The organism is Paenibacillus validus NBRC 15382 (assembly GCF_004000985.1).
Taxonomy (GTDB): Bacteria; Bacillota; Bacilli; order Paenibacillales; family NBRC-103111; genus Paenibacillus_G; species Paenibacillus_G validus.
In genome coordinates this window covers 73,479-91,082 of sequence record NZ_BIMH01000007.1, presented here as the reverse complement: position 1 = coordinate 91,082, position 17,604 = coordinate 73,479, and the positions used below count along the sequence as shown (strand labels likewise).

The 17,604-nt window shown below is 52.1% G+C and carries 17 protein-coding genes; 12 read left to right on the top strand and 5 right to left on the bottom strand.

Features of this window, described 5'->3' with window-relative positions:
• Positions 1-62: 62 nt before the first annotated feature.
• The 9 genes from PVA01S_RS07480 to larA all read left to right on the top strand — a co-directional run bounded on the left by PVA01S_RS07480 (position 63) and on the right by larA (position 9,243).
• Positions 63-1,574: an aldehyde dehydrogenase gene (locus PVA01S_RS07480; protein WP_054798927.1), complete on the top strand. Its 1,512-nt coding sequence runs from the start codon at positions 63-65 to the stop codon at positions 1,572-1,574.
• A 140-nt stretch (positions 1,575-1,714) separates the two neighbouring features.
• Positions 1,715-2,377, top strand: a complete 663-nt coding sequence (locus PVA01S_RS07475) for a GntR family transcriptional regulator (RefSeq protein WP_127606474.1) — start codon at positions 1,715-1,717, stop codon at positions 2,375-2,377.
• Between the two features lie 56 nt (positions 2,378-2,433).
• A complete protein-coding gene (locus PVA01S_RS07470) occupies positions 2,434-3,438 on the top strand; it encodes an amidohydrolase family protein (protein WP_127606472.1) in 1,005 nt (334 codons plus the stop codon).
• A 17-nt stretch (positions 3,439-3,455) separates the two neighbouring features.
• The gene (locus tag PVA01S_RS07465) at positions 3,456-3,779 is read left to right on the top strand and encodes a NifU family protein (protein WP_054798920.1); all 324 of its coding nucleotides are present in this window, start codon (positions 3,456-3,458) and stop codon (positions 3,777-3,779) included.
• A gap of 157 nt (positions 3,780-3,936) precedes the next feature.
• Positions 3,937-4,875 carry an FAD synthetase family protein gene (locus PVA01S_RS07460; RefSeq protein WP_164751765.1) on the top strand — a complete coding sequence of 313 codons (939 nt, stop codon included), beginning with the start codon at positions 3,937-3,939 and terminating at the stop codon, positions 4,873-4,875.
• A gap of 29 nt (positions 4,876-4,904) precedes the next feature.
• A complete protein-coding gene (locus PVA01S_RS07455) occupies positions 4,905-5,330 on the top strand; it encodes a GlcG/HbpS family heme-binding protein (RefSeq protein ID WP_054795410.1) in 426 nt (141 codons plus the stop codon).
• Between the two features lie 98 nt (positions 5,331-5,428).
• Positions 5,429-7,030 carry a malate synthase A gene (aceB, locus tag PVA01S_RS07450; RefSeq protein ID WP_127606468.1) on the top strand — a complete coding sequence of 534 codons (1,602 nt, stop codon included), beginning with the start codon at positions 5,429-5,431 and terminating at the stop codon, positions 7,028-7,030.
• 56 nt (positions 7,031-7,086) lie between these two features.
• The gene (locus PVA01S_RS07445) at positions 7,087-7,875 is read left to right on the top strand and encodes a fumarylacetoacetate hydrolase family protein (RefSeq protein ID WP_127606466.1); all 789 of its coding nucleotides are present in this window, start codon (positions 7,087-7,089) and stop codon (positions 7,873-7,875) included.
• A gap of 84 nt (positions 7,876-7,959) precedes the next feature.
• Positions 7,960-9,243, top strand: a complete 1,284-nt coding sequence (gene larA / locus PVA01S_RS07440; RefSeq protein WP_127606465.1) for a nickel-dependent lactate racemase — start codon at positions 7,960-7,962, stop codon at positions 9,241-9,243.
• Positions 9,244-9,400: 157 nt separating this feature from the next.
• On the opposite strand, the gene PVA01S_RS07435 is transcribed toward larA, so the two are convergent.
• From PVA01S_RS07435 to PVA01S_RS07425, 3 genes are read right to left on the bottom strand one after another with little or no spacing between them, the layout of a single operon-like run.
• A complete protein-coding gene (locus PVA01S_RS07435; protein ID WP_127606463.1) occupies positions 9,401-10,141 on the bottom strand; it encodes an ATP-binding cassette domain-containing protein in 741 nt (246 codons plus the stop codon).
• Positions 10,141-10,809: an ABC transporter permease gene (locus tag PVA01S_RS07430; protein WP_127606461.1), complete on the bottom strand. Its 669-nt coding sequence runs from the start codon at positions 10,807-10,809 to the stop codon at positions 10,141-10,143. Before PVA01S_RS07430 ends, PVA01S_RS07435 begins: the two co-directional genes overlap by 1 nt.
• Positions 10,810-10,829: 20 nt before the next feature.
• Positions 10,830-11,678, bottom strand: a complete 849-nt coding sequence (locus PVA01S_RS07425) for an ABC transporter substrate-binding protein (protein ID WP_127606460.1) — start codon at positions 11,676-11,678, stop codon at positions 10,830-10,832.
• A gap of 203 nt (positions 11,679-11,881) precedes the next feature.
• On the opposite strand from PVA01S_RS07425, the gene PVA01S_RS07420 reads away from it, so the two are divergent.
• Positions 11,882-13,690 carry an aldehyde ferredoxin oxidoreductase family protein gene (locus PVA01S_RS07420; RefSeq protein ID WP_054795411.1) on the top strand — a complete coding sequence of 603 codons (1,809 nt, stop codon included), beginning with the start codon at positions 11,882-11,884 and terminating at the stop codon, positions 13,688-13,690.
• Between the two features lie 46 nt (positions 13,691-13,736).
• On the opposite strand, the gene PVA01S_RS07415 is transcribed toward PVA01S_RS07420, so the two are convergent.
• Positions 13,737-14,009 (bottom strand): MoaD-like domain-containing protein, encoded by a 273-nt coding sequence (locus tag PVA01S_RS07415; RefSeq protein WP_054795412.1) that lies wholly within the window; start codon positions 14,007-14,009, stop codon positions 13,737-13,739.
• A 7-nt stretch (positions 14,010-14,016) separates the two neighbouring features.
• Entirely contained in the window at positions 14,017-14,292 is a 276-nt protein-coding gene (locus tag PVA01S_RS07410; protein ID WP_127606458.1) for a ubiquitin-like small modifier protein 1, read from the bottom strand.
• Positions 14,293-14,384: 92 nt separating this feature from the next.
• Between PVA01S_RS07410 and PVA01S_RS07405 the strand changes: the two genes are divergently transcribed.
• Together PVA01S_RS07405 and PVA01S_RS07400 are read left to right on the top strand one after the other, a co-directional pair.
• Positions 14,385-15,626, top strand: a complete 1,242-nt coding sequence (locus tag PVA01S_RS07405) for a molybdopterin molybdotransferase MoeA (protein WP_127606456.1) — start codon at positions 14,385-14,387, stop codon at positions 15,624-15,626.
• Positions 15,627-15,679: 53 nt separating this feature from the next.
• A complete protein-coding gene (locus PVA01S_RS07400; RefSeq protein ID WP_127606455.1) occupies positions 15,680-17,584 on the top strand; it encodes a molybdopterin biosynthesis protein in 1,905 nt (634 codons plus the stop codon).
• Positions 17,585-17,604 lie beyond the last annotated feature (20 nt).

The following is a 17,604-nucleotide window of genomic DNA, read 5'->3' as shown; positions in this document are numbered from 1 at the left end:
TACAATTAAAGTAAAGACACACCCTTTACACTAAACCGAGAGAGGTGAACGAGTTGGGGAAAATGAAGCTGATCGAGGCACCGAAGGCTGTCGATGTTCGTGACTACAAGATGTTTATCGGGGGAGCGTGGGTCGACGCCCGCTCAGGCAAAACCTTCGAGACGATTAATCCTTACACGGGCAAAGTTTGGGCCACCGTACCTGAAGCTGACGCAGAGGATGTAGAAGCTGCGGTTGATGCCGCTCGCCGGGCATTCGACGAGGGCCCGTGGGGGAAGATGACCGGGACGGAGAGAGCGCGGCTTATGCGTCGCTTGGCCGAGCTGATTGCGGATCATACGGAAGAGCTCGCTACCATCGAGAGTATGGACAATGGCAAGCTCCTGAGAGAAACGCGCGGACAGCTCAGCGCGATGTCGGAGTGGTTCTACTACTTCGCAGGCGCCGCGGATAAGATCCAGGGGGAAACCATTCCTTCCGACAAGCCTAATTTCTTCGTTTACACGAGGAGAGAGCCCTTAGGCGTGGTCGGCGCCATTATGCCGTGGAACTCGCCGCTCTTTCTGTTAACCTGGAAACTCGCGCCAGCGCTTGCTTCGGGCTGTACATTCGTAGTCAAATCCGCCGAGCAAACGCCAGCCTCCACGCTGGAGTTCGCGAAGCTTATTCAGGAGGCGGGCTTCCCGGATGGCGTATTCAATGTTGTAACCGGTTACGGCGCCACTACGGGGAGCGCTCTTGTCCGGAATCCTGGCGTGGACAAAATAGCCTTCACAGGCTCTACGGAGACCGGGAAACGGGTGATGAAGGATGCTGCGGAACATATCGCCAAGGTCACGCTCGAGCTGGGCGGCAAGTCTCCGAATATCGTCTTCGATGATGCGGACCTCGATGCAGTGGTCAACGGGGTTGTCGCCGGTATTTTCGCGGCTACCGGTCAGACGTGCATCGCCGGATCCAGACTCATTGTCCAGGAATCCATCCATGACGAGCTGGTCAAGCGGCTTGTTGAGAAGGCCCGCTCCATCAAGCTGGGTAACCCGCTGGAGATGGAGACGGAGATGGGACCGATCGCCTTCAAGGAGCAGCTCGACAAAGTGCAGAGCTACATTAACATCGGTCTGGAAGAGGGCGCCGAGCTGGTTTACGGCGGCAAAGCCCCGTCGGAAGCGGAACTTCAAGACGGCTTCTTCATCGAACCGACGATCCTTACGGGCGTAAACAACAAGATGAGAGTGGCCCGGGAGGAAATCTTCGGTCCGGTGCTCAGCGTGATCGCCGCCAAGGACGAGGAAGAAATTGTACGTCAGGCGAACGATAGCCCGTTCGGCTTGGGAGCCGGTATCTGGACCAAGGACGTTCAGCGGGCACACCGGGTAGCGCACGCCCTGCGCGCCGGCACGATTTGGATTAACTCCTATCGCACCATCTCCTTCAATACGCCTTTCGGCGGCTACAAAATGAGCGGTATCGGGAGAGAGAACGGGCTCGAGTCCATCAAGGAGTATACGCAAGTGAAGTCCGTTTGGGTGGAGCTATCCGGTCAGAGCCGCGACCCTTTCAAGCTGGGCTAGTCATGCCGGTGGTCAGAGCGTCTAATCAACGATGAGCCCGGTTATGATACCCGGTTCAGGCACGGTCTTGAACGATATAGGCTGGGGGGGACGAAATACGGTATACGGAATGGAAATGAAATTGAAGTGAGGTTTTACCTATGAGCATGAGTAAGCAAGAAACGATATATCGTCAGATTCAAGAACGCATCTTGCAGGGCTATTACCAGCCGGGTGACCCGATCATCGAGCGTGTCGTTGCCGAGGAGCTGGGCGCAAGCCGAATTCCGGTCCGCGCAGCGTTGCTGCAGCTGGAGCAAGACGGTTTAGTCACGCTCATACCCAATCGGGGCGCAAACGTCCGGATATTAAGCCCGACCGATCTCAGAGATCTTTTTGTGGCCCGAATGGCGATAGACGGTATGGCGGCGCGCCTCGCTGCGCTTTACATGGATCCGTCCGAGCTGGAGCTGGTGGATAATGAATACCGTCAAATTTTGAACAAAAATGAGGCTCCCGATCCCGAACTCATGGTCGCGCTGGGAAGCGACTTCCATGACAAGATCACCGGCGGGTGCGGTAACCCCGTCATCGCCCGGATGGCGGTATCTATCGCCGACCAGGTGCGTCTCTCGCGTCGGCTGTACTTTCCGCATACTTCATCGGTTCAGATGCTGCGTTTTGCGAATCAGCATATCCGGATCGTTGCGGCGATTCGGGATCGTGACCCGGACCTCGCGGAAAAGCTGATGCGCGAGCATATCGCTGAGACGTACGACCTGTTTCGAGTATCGCTGGATGGCCTCGGATCGAAGCAATTATAAGTCTGTTAGCCTGAACTGATCGATGAAAGATCATATAAATTTGGAGGCGAAGAGATATGAGAAACGGTGCAATCGTTTTCGATGCTGTGGTACATGCAATGGACTTTCGGGAGCAGCAAATGATCAATGACGCTTCGCGAATGGGCAAGGCGTCCATGAAAGGATTCCTCGACTTCACAGGCATCAACGGCCAGCAGGTGTCGTATGCAGGGATCGAGAATCCGCCGGAGTACGAATGGGCGAATAAGAAGCTGTTTGACGAGTCCGATACGGACTTCGCGGTGGTGCAGCCGATTCCGGCCTTCGGAGTCTTCAAGGATGGCATGGCGCCTGTTCGGATAGCGTACGAAATCGCCCAAACGAAGCCCGATCGCTACTTCTTCTGTGGCGCGGTTGATCCTCTCTACCAGGGGCTCAACGGTGCGATGGAAGAGATGGAGCGCCAAGTGAAAGAAATGGGCGCTGTCAGTATCAAGTTCTACCAAGCTCAGACCATCAGGAACTGGTGGAGCGCGGACGACGAGAAAATCGCCTACCCGCTATTTGAGAAAGCTATCGAGCTCGGCATCAAAACCGTGCAGTTTCATAAAGGGCTGCCGATTGGACCTACCCAGCGGGTGGAGCACCTGCGTCCGAACGACCTGCAGCAGGCGGCGTACGATTTCCCTCAGCTGAACTTCGCCATGCACCATTTTGGAGACCCTTACATTGACGAGGCGATCAACATTGCTTCGCGGTTTTCCAACATTTATATGATCATGCCTCTGTGGTTCAACCAATACTTCGTTGCTCCGCGGGCGATGACCGAACTGCTCGGCAAGGCGCTTCTTCACGTTGGCGCGGATCGCATCTGTTACGGAACGGACGCATGGCTGTGGCCGAACGTCCAGTCCTACATTGATATTTTGGATAACTTCAAAATGCCTGAGGACCTTCAGGAAGGCTACGGTTACCCGGATGTCACAGAAGAAATGAAGAAAAAAATATTTGGCTTGAACTATGCCAAAGCATTAGGAATCGACCTGGATGCCAAAGCGCGCGCGATCGGACTTATCAAATAAGGTGAGGAGCAAAGCCTATGAACGAGACTATGTCTACCCACGTTCCGTCGATTAAGGAAATCAATGATTCGATTAAAGATGTCAGAGCGCGTCTGCGGGGACATGCCGGCGATCTCATCATCCATGACATCGACGAAGATGGTGAAGTGTCGATCGAATTCATAGGGGCCTGCAGTGCATGTCCGGCCATTGGTTTTACATACTTGGCTATTGTCGAGCCTGCATTGACCGAAATTAAGGGTGTAAACAGCATTAAAACTCATCAGGTCCATCTCTCACCGGCGTTTCGTAAGCGAATGAGCACATTTACGCAAGGGAGTTCCTCAAGAATAGGCTCTTAGCAGCTGCGGATGAAATCGAAGATGAGCAGGAGCAGGCGGCATGGGTGAACTGCGACCTGCTCTCGACTTCGGGCCCGGCCTGTCTCAACCATTTTTCCGATAAGTGATGTGATCCGGCGTTATTTTGTCTATATATCTCTTTGAAGGGAGAATGGCCGTGAATTGTTATGACTCACCCGTAAACCCGAATGGCGATCAGGCCAAGCAGCCTTGTGTGCTGGTCTTGGGATTTTTTGACGGGGTTCATCTGGCTCATCAGCATATTATAAACAGCGCTAAAAAATTGGCTATCCAGGAAAACATGCAGCTGGCGGTCATGACCTTTTTCCCGCATCCCAAAGAAGTGCTTGACCCCCGGGAAATCCAGAGACCCTGCATGACGCCGTTGTCTTTAAAAATAAAAATATTCGAACAAATGAAGGTTGACGCCCTGTACGTCATTCGTTTTGATAAAGAATTCTCATCGCTTGCTCCGGCTCAGTTTGTTTCCGACTTTATTCTTCCGCTAAACCCCAAACATATCGTTGCGGGATTTGATTTTACATATGGAAAATATGGACGCGGCAATATGGATTCCCTCCGGGACCATACCATGGGGCAAGTAAACATCGTTACGATTGAGAAGCTTGAGCGTCATGGTCAGAAAATTGGCTCCACGCTAATCAGGCAGCTTATACAATCGGGTAAAGTCGATCGTGTGCCGGACTATTTAGGCGATTACTATACGATTCATGGGAGCGTATCGCCAAGCCAGTCCAAATTTTTTAGTTTTAAAGTGAAGACCTCGGAAAATTATATGTTCCCTCATTCCGGACTTTATCAGATCGCTTGGCATCAGGATGAATACGAAGTGAATGCTTCTTGTTTAATAGACGCAGACTCGCCTGCTCCGAAATGTTTAGTGAAGCTGCCTGACAAATTCATGTTTCCACCAGCCTACGGAAGCGAAATAACGGTAAAGTTCATCACGAAAATAAACGGGATTTATGAAATGACCTGGAACCATGCGGAAACAAGCGGCTTGATTCATCTCTCCCCGACATCGAATTGGAGAAGAGATGACCTGGGGAAAACCGCAAATTACGGCAAGTCCTGATTCAAGATCATAGCAAAGGGGAAATTGCAGTGGCATTTGTTGGACAAAAACCGGTTTTGACGCAAGAGATGACGATGACAATGATAGAAACTTGTGTGCATAAAGCGAATGAATTAGGCATAGCCGTCAATATTATGGTCATGGACGACGGAGGGAACCCGAAAGGGTTTCTTCGTATGGACAAAGCTTCTTTGATTGGTCAGAAAATTGCTCATAACAAGGCCTACACGGCAGTTGGCTTCGGAATTCCGACTTCCGAGTGGTACTCCAAAATCAAAGATAAGCCCGAGCTGCAAGGCATAGCGCATATCGACAACATGATTATTCTTGGAGGCGGCTTGCCCATTTATCACGATTCGCACTTAATCGGCGGTATCGGCGTTTCAGGAGGAACCTCGGAACAAGATATCATTTGTGCGCAGGCGGCTCTGGACGCTTTGGCCGGACGATCATGACCTGACGGCGGTACGGGATACCCCAAATGCATGGAATCCTACGCCTCGGAAATAGCAATCGGTCAGGGATAAATCAAATAACGAAGGGACGATTCGGCATGAAAGAGAACTATCAATTGGATCATGTAGTCATTCAAGGGAAGCAAACAACCGAAATTATGGAAATACTGACTCCCGAAGCGCTGGAGTTTGTCGTGTCGCTGCAGCGGAAGTTTGGAAATACGCGAAAAGAGCTTCTGGCCAAACGGTCCGAGCGGCAGAAAAAAATCGATGAAGGGCATTTGCCGGATTTTCTTCCATCTACCGCAGATATCCGCAGCGGAAAGTGGACGATTGCCCCGGTACCGGCTGACTTGCAGGATCGAAGAGTTGAAATAACGGGGCCGGCCGGCGACCGGAAGATGGTGATCAACGCGCTGAATTCCGGTGCGAAATTGTTCATGGCCGATTTTGAAGACGCCAACTCGCCTACGTGGGAGAACACGATGCTGGGGCAAGTCAACATGCGGGATGCCGTGAATCATACGATCAGTTATGAAAGCCCGGAAGGAAAGTCTTATCGGTTGAATGATAAAGTGGCTGTTTTGATTCCGCGTCCGCGCGGCTGGCATATGGAGGAGAAACACGTTCTTGTCGACGGGGAGCCCGTTTCGGCCAGTTTGTTCGATTTTGGCCTGTACTTCTTTCACAACGTCCGAACGCTGCTTGGCAAAAACAGCGGCCCCTATTTTTACTTGCCGAAGCTGGAATCGCATGAAGAGGCAAGGCTGTGGAACGAAGTGTTCGTCTTCGCTCAAGAAAGGCTCGGGATTCCTCAACAAACGATTAAAGTAACGGTGCTGATCGAAACGATTCTGGCCGCTTTCGAAATGGACGAAATCCTGTATGAATTGCGCGATCATATTGCGGGTCTCAACTGCGGCAGATGGGACTACATCTTCAGCTATATCAAAAAATTGCGCAACAGACCGGACGTCATCCTGCCGGATCGCAGTCTTGTGACGATGACGTCTCCATTCATGCGCGCTTATTCGCTGCTTGCGATCAAAACTTGCCATAAACGGAATGCGCACTGCATTGGCGGGATGGCTGCGCAAATTCCGATCAAGAACGATCCTGAAGCCAACCAGGCGGCTATGGACAAAGTGCGGGCCGATAAGGAGCGGGAAGCTACCGACGGCCACGACGGCACATGGGTGGCGCATCCGGGTCTTGTGCCGGTTGCTATGGAGGTGTTCGATCGGATCATGCCGGCGCCGAATCAGGTGGGCAAGCAGCTGGACCACGTCGAAGTGACGGCCGCCGATTTGCTGGAGGTCCCGCAAGGACCGATCACGGAATCGGGGCTTAGAACCAATATCAGCGTAGGCATTCAATATATAGAAGCCTGGCTGCGCGGATCTGGAGCCGTTCCGATTCATAATCTGATGGAAGACGCGGCTACTGCAGAAATATCGAGGGCTCAAGTGTGGCAGTGGATTCGTCATCCCAGAGGGGTTTTGCAAGACGGAGGCCCGATCACGGAACAATTGTTCGAGCAAATGGTCGTTGAGGAATTGGCCAAAATTCGAAGTGCGGTCGGTGAAAAACAATATACGCAAGGGAAATATGAACAGGCCAGAGAGCTGTTCAGCCAGATGACCCTCGCTCCTGATTTTGAAGAATTCCTGACGCTGCCCGGTTATCGGCTGCTTGCTTAGTCGGGATAATCGTTGATCGAACAGCTCCTCATCCTAAATAAAGAAGGTGTAAACCAGTGAAATTTGCGCGATTTACCGCAGCGGGAGATCCAACCGTTCGGTCCGGGGTAGTGGTGGACGGAACGGTCCAAGAAATCGTGGGAAATGTATTCGAGACATGGAATTATACGGGGAACAGCTATGCTTTGGAAAGCGTTCAGCTTGTCGCTCCTCTTCAGCCCAGACATATTATCGGGATCGGCAAAAATTATGTGGAATTCGAGCATGAGAGACCGCAGACGTTGCCCAGCATACCTGTTTTTTTCTTTAAACCGGTCAGCACCGTCATTGGTCCGGGAGAGGAAATCATCATTCCGTCCACGCTGGAGCAGGTCAAATTCGAAACGGAAATTGCCGTCATCCTAGGGAAGGAAGGCAAGAATATCCCCGAAGATGATGTGGAGCGTTATATTTTTGGATATACCGTTGCAAACGATGTCGCTTCGCCGGAATATTTCCATCCGGACGGTCATTGGATGGTAGGCAAATCGTTCGATACCTTCACCCCGCTCGGACCTTGGATTGAAACGAAACTGGACACCCGATCTTTGCTGCTGCAAACGCATGTTAACGGTAAAGTGCTGCAGGACAGCAGAAGCAACCTGATGATTGTCGGAATCAATCATATGATTTCTTATCTCAGCAGAGTCATGACCCTGCAGCCTGGAGATGTCATCCTGTCGGGAACGCCGGCCGGAGCTGATTTTATCAAGGACGGGGATACGATTGAGTGTACGATTGAAGGAATCGGAGCTTTAACCAATAAAGTGGTGAAGATCACCCGCACCGGCGCGGCAACTTTGTAATCTGATTGGCGACCCGCCTTATGAATGGGCGGGCGCCTCTTTCATCGTTCGTGATAATGGATAAAGGCATCGGGGGGGTTTTTCTTGAAAACGACGATTTTATACGGAAAAGAAAGCTTACACATCAACGTGCCTGATCATTCGGTCATCATTGAACCGCACCATCTCGAAGGCTTAAAGGACGAGAAGCATGCCGTCATGAATGCGTTAAGGCAGCCTATCGGCTTACCGCCGTTAAGAGAACTCGTCAAAGCTACGGATCAAATAGCGATTGTCATTAGCGATATTACCAGACCGACTCCGAACGATAAGCTGATTCCATGGATCATTGAAGAACTTCCGCATGTTCCGCTGGATAACTATGTCATTATCAACGGAACAGGCACGCATCGGGACCAGACAAGGGAAGAGTTCGTTCAGATGTTGGGTGAATGGGTCGTGGATCATATCCGCGTTATTAACCATCACTGCCATCATCAAGACGAGCTGGTGAAGGTCGGACACAGCGAATTCGGGTGCGATGCTTATTTGAACAAAGCTTATGTAGAAGCTGATTTCCGTATCGTCACAGGTTTTATAGAGCCTCACTTTTTTGCCGGGTTTTCAGGGGGGCCTAAAGGTATCGTCCCCGGAATTGCGGGGATTGAAACGATTCTGACCTTCCACAATGCCAGGATGATCGGAGACCCTTTGTCCACCTGGGGGAATATGGTCAACAATCCCTTGCAGAACATGACGAGAGAAATAAATCGTATGTGCAAGCCGGACTTCATGTTGAATGTGACCTTGAACAGTCAGAAAGAAATAACGCAAGTGTTTGCCGGAGAACTGTTTGAAGCTCATGATGCAGGCTGCGCATTTACGAAAGAGCATGCCATGATCAGGTGCGATCGCCGGTTTGATGTTGTGATTACTTCCAATTCGGGTTATCCGCTCGATCAAAATTTGTACCAAGCGGTCAAGGGGATGAGCGCGGCCCACAAAATCGTGAAAGAAGGAGGTACGATTATTTGCGCCGCCGAATGTTCGGACGGTCTGCCTAATCACGGTAACTATGCGGAAATTTTGCAAATGAGAAAAACTCCACAAGAAATACTGGACATGATTAATGACCGTTCCTTTAAAATGTTCGATCAGTGGCAGGTACAAAAACAGGCGGTTATTCAAGTTTGGGCGGATGTTTACGTCTATTCGACCTTGGGCGATGAAGACGTCCGGATGGCCATGTTCAAGCCGACCCGGGACATTGAAAATACGTTGGAGCAATTGAAGGCCAAATATGGCGAGGAGATGACGGTGGCCGTGCTGCCGCTTGGTCCGCTAACCATTCCGTATGTGGAGGAGAGTAGGGAAGGAGCTGCGATATGAAAATTTATCATTTAAATAACGCGGCCCGGTTAGTCCAGTATCCGGTTGAAGGTAAATGAGCGATGAAACGGGATGAAGCAGGGATAAGCATGCATGGATGCTTATCCCTGCTTCATGAGCGGCCGGGGTATGGTGCCCGTTCGTCATCCGTTGATCGTCAGTAGACCATTTTTCCGCTAATGAAATCTTGCAGGGTTTCATGCCGAGGCGATTCGAAAAAAGCTTCCGTATCGTTCTGTTCGATGATCTGTCCTTGATGGAGGAACAGACATTGATCGGATAATCGCCGGGCTTGCTGCAAATGGTGGGTAACCATCAGGACCGTCATAGCTCTTTCTTTGCGGATTCGAGTAATGATCTGTTCGATGATAGCTACATTCGCCGGGTCCAGATTCGAGGTCGGTTCATCCAGCAGGAGGAGCTTCGGTTCCAGGACGAGCGCCCGCGCCAGAGCAATTCTTTGGGCTTCTCCCCCCGAGAGAGAGGTCGCTTTACGGCCCGCGGCTGCCTCAAGACCGACCAGGTCGAGCGCTTTCCTCACCAGCTGTGCCCGCCTGCTTCGGGGAACTCCTCTATAGCTGAGCCCCAACGCCACATTGTCAAAAACCGTAGTTTGGAACATCACGGGCTTCTGCGCGACAAACGCCATCTGTCTTTGTAAATGAACACCCTTCGAGTGGGATAGCTCCGCTGCATTCACCTTATGCCCCCAGATCGATAAGCTCCCTGAACGAGGCTTTTCCAAGAGGTTCAACACCCGTAGAAAGGTGCTCTTCCCGGCACCGCTAGGTCCTACAATTCCATACATGACGCCTTCATCGAAAGATGCAGCGGGGATGGACAAAAGGATGCGCTCCCCGGAGGCAACAGTTAGATTGTGAATTTCTAGCGGTTTCATCAGGTTTTTCTCCTCCCGTCGTTCAGGTTTTGCAAGGCCCCCGCCACGAGAAAGCTGTTAAAAATAAAGCTGATGAGCAGCAGCACAGCACCGATTTGCAGGGCGATATCGAAATTGCCTTTGCGGGTCTCCAGAATAATAGCGGTTGTCATGACGCGAGTCTCATGCTCGATATTTCCGCCGACGAGCATCACCGCGCCGACTTCCGATATCGCACGCCCGTATGCAGTGGAAATGCCGGACCAAATTCCGCCTCTGGCTTCCTTAAGAATCGTCCATACAAGCTGCAAGGGAGTGGCGCCGAGACTTTTGGCCGTTTCGTAATACGTTCTTTCCCGTGCCTGAACCGCAGACATCGTCAGTCCCGTAATAATCGGGGTCACGAGGATGGTCTGCGCGATAATCATAGCTTCGGGGGTGAACAACAGCTGGAAAAAACCGAGCAAACCATATTTGGACAGCGCCATATAAACGATAACGCCGATGAGAACGGGAGGCAGTCCCATCAAAGTAAAGAGCAGAATAACAATAAAGCGCTTTCCCGGAAAGGAATACAGACCTAGAAAAGCGCCGCAGGGGATGCCGACAAGCATACCGAATAGAACGGCTATCGTGGAAACTTGTATGGATAACCCAATAATCTCCATGACCTGCAAGCTAAAAATCATAGACACGCCCTTTTAAACCTTTATCTTTTTTTGGCATTCGGGACGAACAGGCCTTTCCCGTAGTCGGCCTTGCCGAACTCTCCGATAAGCTTTTGGCCATCCGGGCCGACGAGGAACTGAATGAACGTTTCCCCATACTCCGCTTTACCGCTGGATTTCACTTGAATGACCCCATATGGATTGAGCAGGGTAGGATCGCCCTCCTTCAATACGACAAGACTTCCTTTGTTGGATAAGTACGTCGCTTCGTCCGTAAGGGTATAGGCGTTCTTTTCATCCGCCATTTGGAGCGTGGCCCCCATTCCCTGGCCGGCTGAAAAATACCACGGGCCTTCGGGCTTGAGCCCTGCGGTTTTCCAAATGGACAGCTCCTTCTTATGGGTCCCCGAATCATCCCCGCGCGAGATGAAAGCGGCCTTTGCCGCAGCGATGGCCTTAACAGCGTCCGTTGCAGACGTCATCCCCTTCACCCCGGCAGGATCTTCCTTGGGTCCGACAAGCAGAAACTGGTTAAACATCACATCATAAGCGTTCACACCGTAACCGGAAGCGACAAAATCGTCCTCGTCTTTCCTGGCATGAACGAGAAGAACGTCGGCATTCCCGTCTTTCCCCAGTTGGATCGCTTGTCCGGTACCTACGGCTACGACCTTGACCTGAATCCCGGATTGCTTCTCAAAGACTGGAAGAATAACATCCAGTAAACCCGAGTCTTGCGTACTGGTCGTTGTTGCCAGTACAATCGATTTTGTGTCTCCGGCGCTTGCAACGGTACCCTGCGCCGGACTGCTACAGCCTGCGATTACGCCAAACAGCAGCAGGAAACCTACAAGATAAGAGATCACTTGAATCCTTCCGTTCGGCCTCATGGCTCATCCTCCCTAGCAGATCTTTTCCAAAAGATAGAAGTAGTTTCAATTATTAATGTATTACGAAGTTCCTGACATAGCAATCTTTTTTAAAACGGGCGGGGCGCTCGTGAAAAAGCAGGAATTTATTGGGATGTGTCGAAATAATATGAATAGAATGTCAACTTTTTACTTGTTTCACAACCTTTTGGGAGGCGAGTTGAATGAAGTTAGGCGGATTTAAAAATCGAGAAGTCGTTGTCGATCTAACGTCCCGAACCATTGCTTACAGAGAGATTAACGAGGATTTGGCCAGGAAATTTATCGGCGGCCGTGGTCTTGGGGTGAAGTATTTATTAGATAACGGCCCTGATGTGGAAGCGTTTTCGGATGACAATATGCTCTGTATTATGACGGGGCCGGTGTCCGGTTCGAGAACCGTGATGAGCGGGCGCTTATGCGTGGTTACGAAATCTCCGCTCACCGGCACCGTAACCGATTCCCATATGGGAGGATGGACGGCGGCCAGGCTGAAATGGGCGGGCATAGACAATATCATCTTCAAAGGCAAGAGCGACAAGCCCGTTTACCTGTACATCGAGAACGGGCAGGCCGAGCTTCGCGATGCCGGCGATGTGTGGGGACAAGGAACGCGAGCCACCATACAGACGATGAAAGACCGTTATGGGAAAGACAATCTTAGCGTCATGACGATCGGACAGGCCGGAGAAAATCTCGTGCGCTACGCCGGCTTTATGAACGAGAACGACCGTGCGGCCGGACGCGGAGGAACAGGGGCCGTCGCAGGCTACAAAAACCTGAAGGCGATTGTCATCAAGGCTGAGCAAAAAGGAAACATGCCCGTTCCTTCCCGGGACGAAGCCTATAAGAAAGCGAATCAGAACGGTCTTAAGGCTATTATGGAAGGCGGGCTTACCGCTCCGAAGAAGGGCGGATTATCCGTATACGGCACGAACGTGCTCACCAGTCTCATTAATGAAGTCGGGGCTTTGCCGACCATGAACTCCAAATATACGAACTGGGACGGCGCGGAAGGGCATAGCGGGGAGACGGTCAACGCTACGCTGTTGGTTGCCGATAATACGTGCCACGCCTGTCCGGTCGCCTGTAAGAAGGAAGTCGAAGTTAAGGAAGGCAAGTACAAGACCCGCGTGGAAAGCTTCGAATATGAATCGGGCTGGGCGCTGGGGGCGAACTGCGGATTAAGCGATGGAGCCGCGATCTCCTTCATGATCAACATGTGTAACGAATATGGGATGGACACGATTGAACTGGGGAATGTCCTGTCCGTTACGATGGAGGCGGCTGAGAGAGGGCTCATCTCCGAGAATCTCAACTGGGGCGACGCCGATCGGATGATTGAATTGATCGAACAGATGGTTTTCCGCCAAGGCATCGGGGATATCTTAGCGGAAGGGCCTACCCGTGCGGCCGCGCAGTTCGGGGATCCGAATTTGGCTATGGCGGTGAAGGGACAATCGATTCCCGCTTATGACCCTCGCGGTATTCAAGGGATCGGATTGGGCTATGCGACAAGCAATCGCGGAGCCTGTCACCTGCGCGGCTATACCGTAGCCAGCGAGATTGCGGGAATTCCCGAGCCTACGGACCGTCTGAAGGCCGAAGGCAAAGGAGCCCTGCTTAAAGTATTCCAGGATCTTCTCTCGTTCTCCGATTCGATGAACGTCTGTAAATTCTCTTCCTTCTCCGAGAATGCCGACAACTATGCGCAGCAGTACTCGACGATGACGGGCGTGGAGGTTACCGCCGACGATGTGATGAGAATCGGGGAGAGAATCTATAATCTGGAACGTTACTATAACAACCTGGCCGGGTTTAATAAGCGCGAGGACGATTACCTGCCCAAACGCTTCACGGAAGAACCCGCGACAGGGAACAGCGCGGGATCGGTAAGCCGTATGGATATTATGCTTGATGAATATTATCAGGTTCGCGGCTGGGTGAACGGCGTCGTTCCGGAAGAAAAGCTGAAAGAGCTGGAGATTATTTAACTAAAGCACAAACGGGAAAAAGGTGGAATCCAGATTCCACCTTTTTCTACCCTCCTGCCCGAAATGTTTTACGGCGATAGGCGGCAATCACATCCTGGAGCTCCTGTTCGGATGAAGCTTCAAAACGGACAAAAACCGCATTGACAACAAATCGGGATGTAATCCGGACCTGATCTTCCCTCAGGATGTCCGCGCGCCAACCGGGACCATGAAAGACATAAGGAAATGCAAAGGTTTGCTGTTCCGCCTCCAATTCCTTGAAATAATTCATCAGATGCTCGCAGCGAATACCACGGAATTCCAGCGTTTGTTCCGCCATCTTCGAATTATCCTCCTGCTACCGGAGGGAATAGAGCGAACTGGTCCTCCCCGCTAACGAGCGTGTTCAATCCATCTTCGTGAATGATATTTTTTCCGTTAATAAACACATGAACGAAGGGCATAAGCTTCCGGTCGCCGTCGAATACTTCCTTTTCCATGGCGGGATAAAGCTTGATTAAATCTTCAAGCACTTGAGCGACAGAGCTCCCGTCAGGGGAAGGCACTTCGACGACTTTGTCCAGGCAAATATCACGGAAATTGGCAAATAGCTTGACCTTCATAGGTTCTGCCCCCTTCTTCGTACCTCTTAATTATAATGGATTTCAACCATATTTGTGTAGATTTGTTACTAATTTCAGAATCGGGAGGGCGCATGAAATTTTTTAATGTAAAAACCGTGGACGAAACGATGGCCGTGATCGAAGAGCAATTCGCCCCTATTCATGAGCCCGTTCGAATTTCGATACTGGAGGCGGTGGGCCGCATACTTGCGGAGGATGTGTTTTCCCGGGAACAGGTTCCGCCGTTCGCAAGATCTACGGTAGACGGTTATGCGGTTCAGGCGAAAACAACCTACGGCGCCTCCGATTCCTTGCCCGCTTTCCTTGACATTACGGGTAACATCCATATGGGCAAGAGGGCGGAGCTGCCGCTTGTTGAGGGACAGGCCCAATACATGCCTACAGGCGGGATGCTGCCGGAGGGCGCCGATAGCGTCGTGATGATTGAGCACGTGGAAGAGGTGGGCGACCTGCTTAATGTATATCGGCAGGTCGCTCCCGGAGAGAATGTGATCCGCGCCGGGGATGACGTACGGGTCGGGGATCGTGTGCTGGCCCGGGGGAGCAGGCTCCGCCCGCAGGATGTAGGCGTATTGGCCGCGATTGGCGTAACGGAAATAGCGGTGTACCCCATCCCGATCGTGGGTATTCTGTCCACTGGAGATGAGATTGTGCCTCCGGACAAAGCGGAGCTTTCCCCGGGAGAGATACGCGATATTAACAGCATCATGATCGGCGCCCGGCTTGCCCAACTGGGAGCGAAAGCGGTGTATGGCGGCATCGTGCGGGATGAGTATGAGGAGTTGCTAACGCGTGCTAAAGCCCTGTTCGAACAGGTGGATCTTCTTCTTCTGTCAGGCGGCAGTTCGGTCGGGACGCGAGATTTCACCGTTCAAGTGCTCGAGGCGCTAGGCGAACCGGGGGTGCTTGTACACGGGGTCGCCACGAAGCCGGGCAAACCGACGATTATCGGGAAGTCACAGGGCAAACCGGTCGTAGGGTTGCCGGGACACCCTGTATCGGCTCTGATCATGTTCGATTTATTGGTGGTGTCGATTCTAAGACGGCTTCAGGGCGAATCAAACGAGGTCCCGGATAAACGAAGCCGGGCGCGCATTTCCCGTAATGTTCCTTCGGCCGTGGGGCGAAGCGACTATATCCGGGTTCGTCTCGAAGAGCGCGGGGACGAGCTGTGGGCCGTGCCCGTGTTCGGCAAGTCAGGACTCGTTACAACGATGGTCGAAAGCGACGGCATTGTGGAAATCGCAGCGAACAAAGAAGGCGTTGTCGAAGGGGAACAGGTGAAGGTCATGCTGTTCGGGAGCTCCTATTAAGGACAAATACATAGGGATGACATGGAAGCAGATGGTGTCGGGAGGAGTAAGCAATGCGTAAAATTTATTTGGAAGACACTCCGCTGCAGGACGCCCAGCGTGAATTTGTGGAGAAGATCACGTTTGACCGGAAGATCGAGCGGGTCCGGACAACCGACGCCCTTGGCAGAGTCACGGCGGAGCCTGTTTATGCCAAGGTGTCGATGCCGAATTATCATGCCTCGGCAATGGATGGAGTCGCCGTCCTGGCGGTAAAGACGCATGGGGCGGATGAGAAGAATCCGGTCCGTCTTCAACAAGGCGTTGATTATGCAATCGTCGATACAGGCGATCCGATTCCTTCCGGGTTCGATGCCGTCATCATGATCGAGCATATCCATCAAGTGGATGAGCATACGATTGAGATTCTGGAACCGGTAGCCCCTTGGCAGCATATTCGTCCTATTGGAGAAGACGTCGTCGTGGGTGAAATGATCGTCCCGGCTCACCATGCGCTGCGCGCGGTCGACCTGGGGGCGCTGCTGGCAGGTGGCAACGTAGAGGTGCCTGTCCTGTGCAGACCGAAGGTTGCGATCATTCCGACAGGCACCGAGCTCATCGAGCCGTCCGAGACCGTACATAACGGGGAGATCATCGAGTTTAACGGCACCGTCTTTGCTTCGTATCTGAAAGAATGGGGAGCGGAGCCGATTTACTTCGGTATCGTGAAGGATGAGTACGCTGTCATTAAACAAAAAGTGCTTGAAGCGGCTCGGATCGCCGATATTGTCATTCTGAATGCAGGCTCTTCCGCGGGAACGGAAGATTATACGGTTCACGTTATCGGCGAATTAGGTCAAGTCTTTACTCATGGAGTGGCGACCAGGCCGGGCAAGCCTTCCATTACGGGCGTGGTGGAGGGGACGCCGGTTATTGGAGTCCCCGGATACCCCGTGTCGGCCTATCTTTCGCTGGAATGGTTTGCACGGCCGTTGGTTTACCATTATTATGGTCTTATCGAGCCTAAGCGAGCCGCATTGCCCGTCAAGCTCGGCAGACGAGTCGTCTCCGACGTTGGGGCGGACGATTTCGTTCGGATGACGATCGGTTATATTCATGGCGCGTATGTGGCGAATCCTTTGACCCGCGCGGCCGGAGTCACCATGTCTATGGTGCGCGCGGACGGAATGCTTCGAATTCCTGCGGGGCATATGGGCTATGAGCAAGGCGAAGTGGTAGAGCTCGAGCTTTATCGGCCCAAAGAGCAGATCGATCGTACGACGGTTATAACCGGTAGCCATGACCTGTCCGTCGACGTCCTGCATACGCTGCTGCGCAAAGAACATCCGGATCGTTTCCTGGTATCCTCTCATGTTGGAAGTATGAGCGGCATTCTCGCCATCCAGAAAGGAGAGGCCCATGCGGCCGGTATCCATCTGTTCGACGAGGAATCGGGAACCTACAACGTTCCTTATATTGAAAAGCACTTAAAAGGGCATGATGTCGTATTGATTCAATTAGTTTATCGCGAACAAGGCTGGATCCTTCCTAAAGGGAATCCTTTAGGAATAAGATGTATGGAAGATCTTGTAAAGCCTCACGTCACTTACATCAATCGTCAGCGGGGAGCTGGGACGAGGCTGTTATTTGATTATTTGTTAAAAAAAGAAGGTCTCAGCCGGGAAGCGGTATACGGATACGATCGCGAAGCGATCAATCACCTCAGCATAGCGGCGGCTGTGGCGGGAGGAGCGGCGGATGTCGGTCTCGGCATTTATTCGGCGGCCCAGGCGATGGGTCTTGATTTTATCCCGGTAGCCGAAGAGCGGTACGACCTCTTGATGACCAAGCGCTTTTACGACAGTCCGGAAGGGCAAATGCTGGTGCATGTCATTCAATCCGAATCGTTCAAGACGGAGATGGAAGCCTTGGGCGGGTACAGCTGCAGGGAGTCCGGACAGATTGTTTTTGAGAACTAACTTCGATCGTAGAGGGAGTG

Excerpts from the sequence above, each read along its gene's own strand:
- PVA01S_RS07405 (WP_127606456.1), top strand. The coding sequence starts at position 14,385 with ATGAAATTTTTTAATGTAAAAACCGTGGACGAAACGATGGCCGTGATC.
- PVA01S_RS07470 (WP_127606472.1), top strand. The coding sequence starts at position 2,434 with ATGAGAAACGGTGCAATCGTTTTCGATGCTGTGGTACATGCAATGGAC.
- PVA01S_RS07400 (WP_127606455.1), top strand. The coding sequence starts at position 15,680 with ATGCGTAAAATTTATTTGGAAGACACTCCGCTGCAGGACGCCCAGCGT.
- PVA01S_RS07480 (WP_054798927.1), top strand. The coding sequence starts at position 63 with ATGAAGCTGATCGAGGCACCGAAGGCTGTCGATGTTCGTGACTACAAG.
- PVA01S_RS07465 (WP_054798920.1), top strand. The coding sequence starts at position 3,456 with ATGAACGAGACTATGTCTACCCACGTTCCGTCGATTAAGGAAATCAAT.
- PVA01S_RS07420 (WP_054795411.1), top strand. The coding sequence starts at position 11,882 with ATGAAGTTAGGCGGATTTAAAAATCGAGAAGTCGTTGTCGATCTAACG.
- PVA01S_RS07430 (WP_127606461.1), bottom strand. The coding sequence starts at position 10,809 with ATGATTTTTAGCTTGCAGGTCATGGAGATTATTGGGTTATCCATACAA.
- aceB (WP_127606468.1), top strand. The coding sequence starts at position 5,429 with ATGAAAGAGAACTATCAATTGGATCATGTAGTCATTCAAGGGAAGCAA.
- PVA01S_RS07435 (WP_127606463.1), bottom strand. The coding sequence starts at position 10,141 with ATGAAACCGCTAGAAATTCACAATCTAACTGTTGCCTCCGGGGAGCGC.
- PVA01S_RS07425 (WP_127606460.1), bottom strand. The coding sequence starts at position 11,678 with ATGAGGCCGAACGGAAGGATTCAAGTGATCTCTTATCTTGTAGGTTTC.
- PVA01S_RS07415 (WP_054795412.1), bottom strand. The coding sequence starts at position 14,009 with ATGGCGGAACAAACGCTGGAATTCCGTGGTATTCGCTGCGAGCATCTG.
- PVA01S_RS07410 (WP_127606458.1), bottom strand. The coding sequence starts at position 14,292 with ATGAAGGTCAAGCTATTTGCCAATTTCCGTGATATTTGCCTGGACAAA.
- PVA01S_RS07475 (WP_127606474.1), top strand. The coding sequence starts at position 1,715 with ATGAGCATGAGTAAGCAAGAAACGATATATCGTCAGATTCAAGAACGC.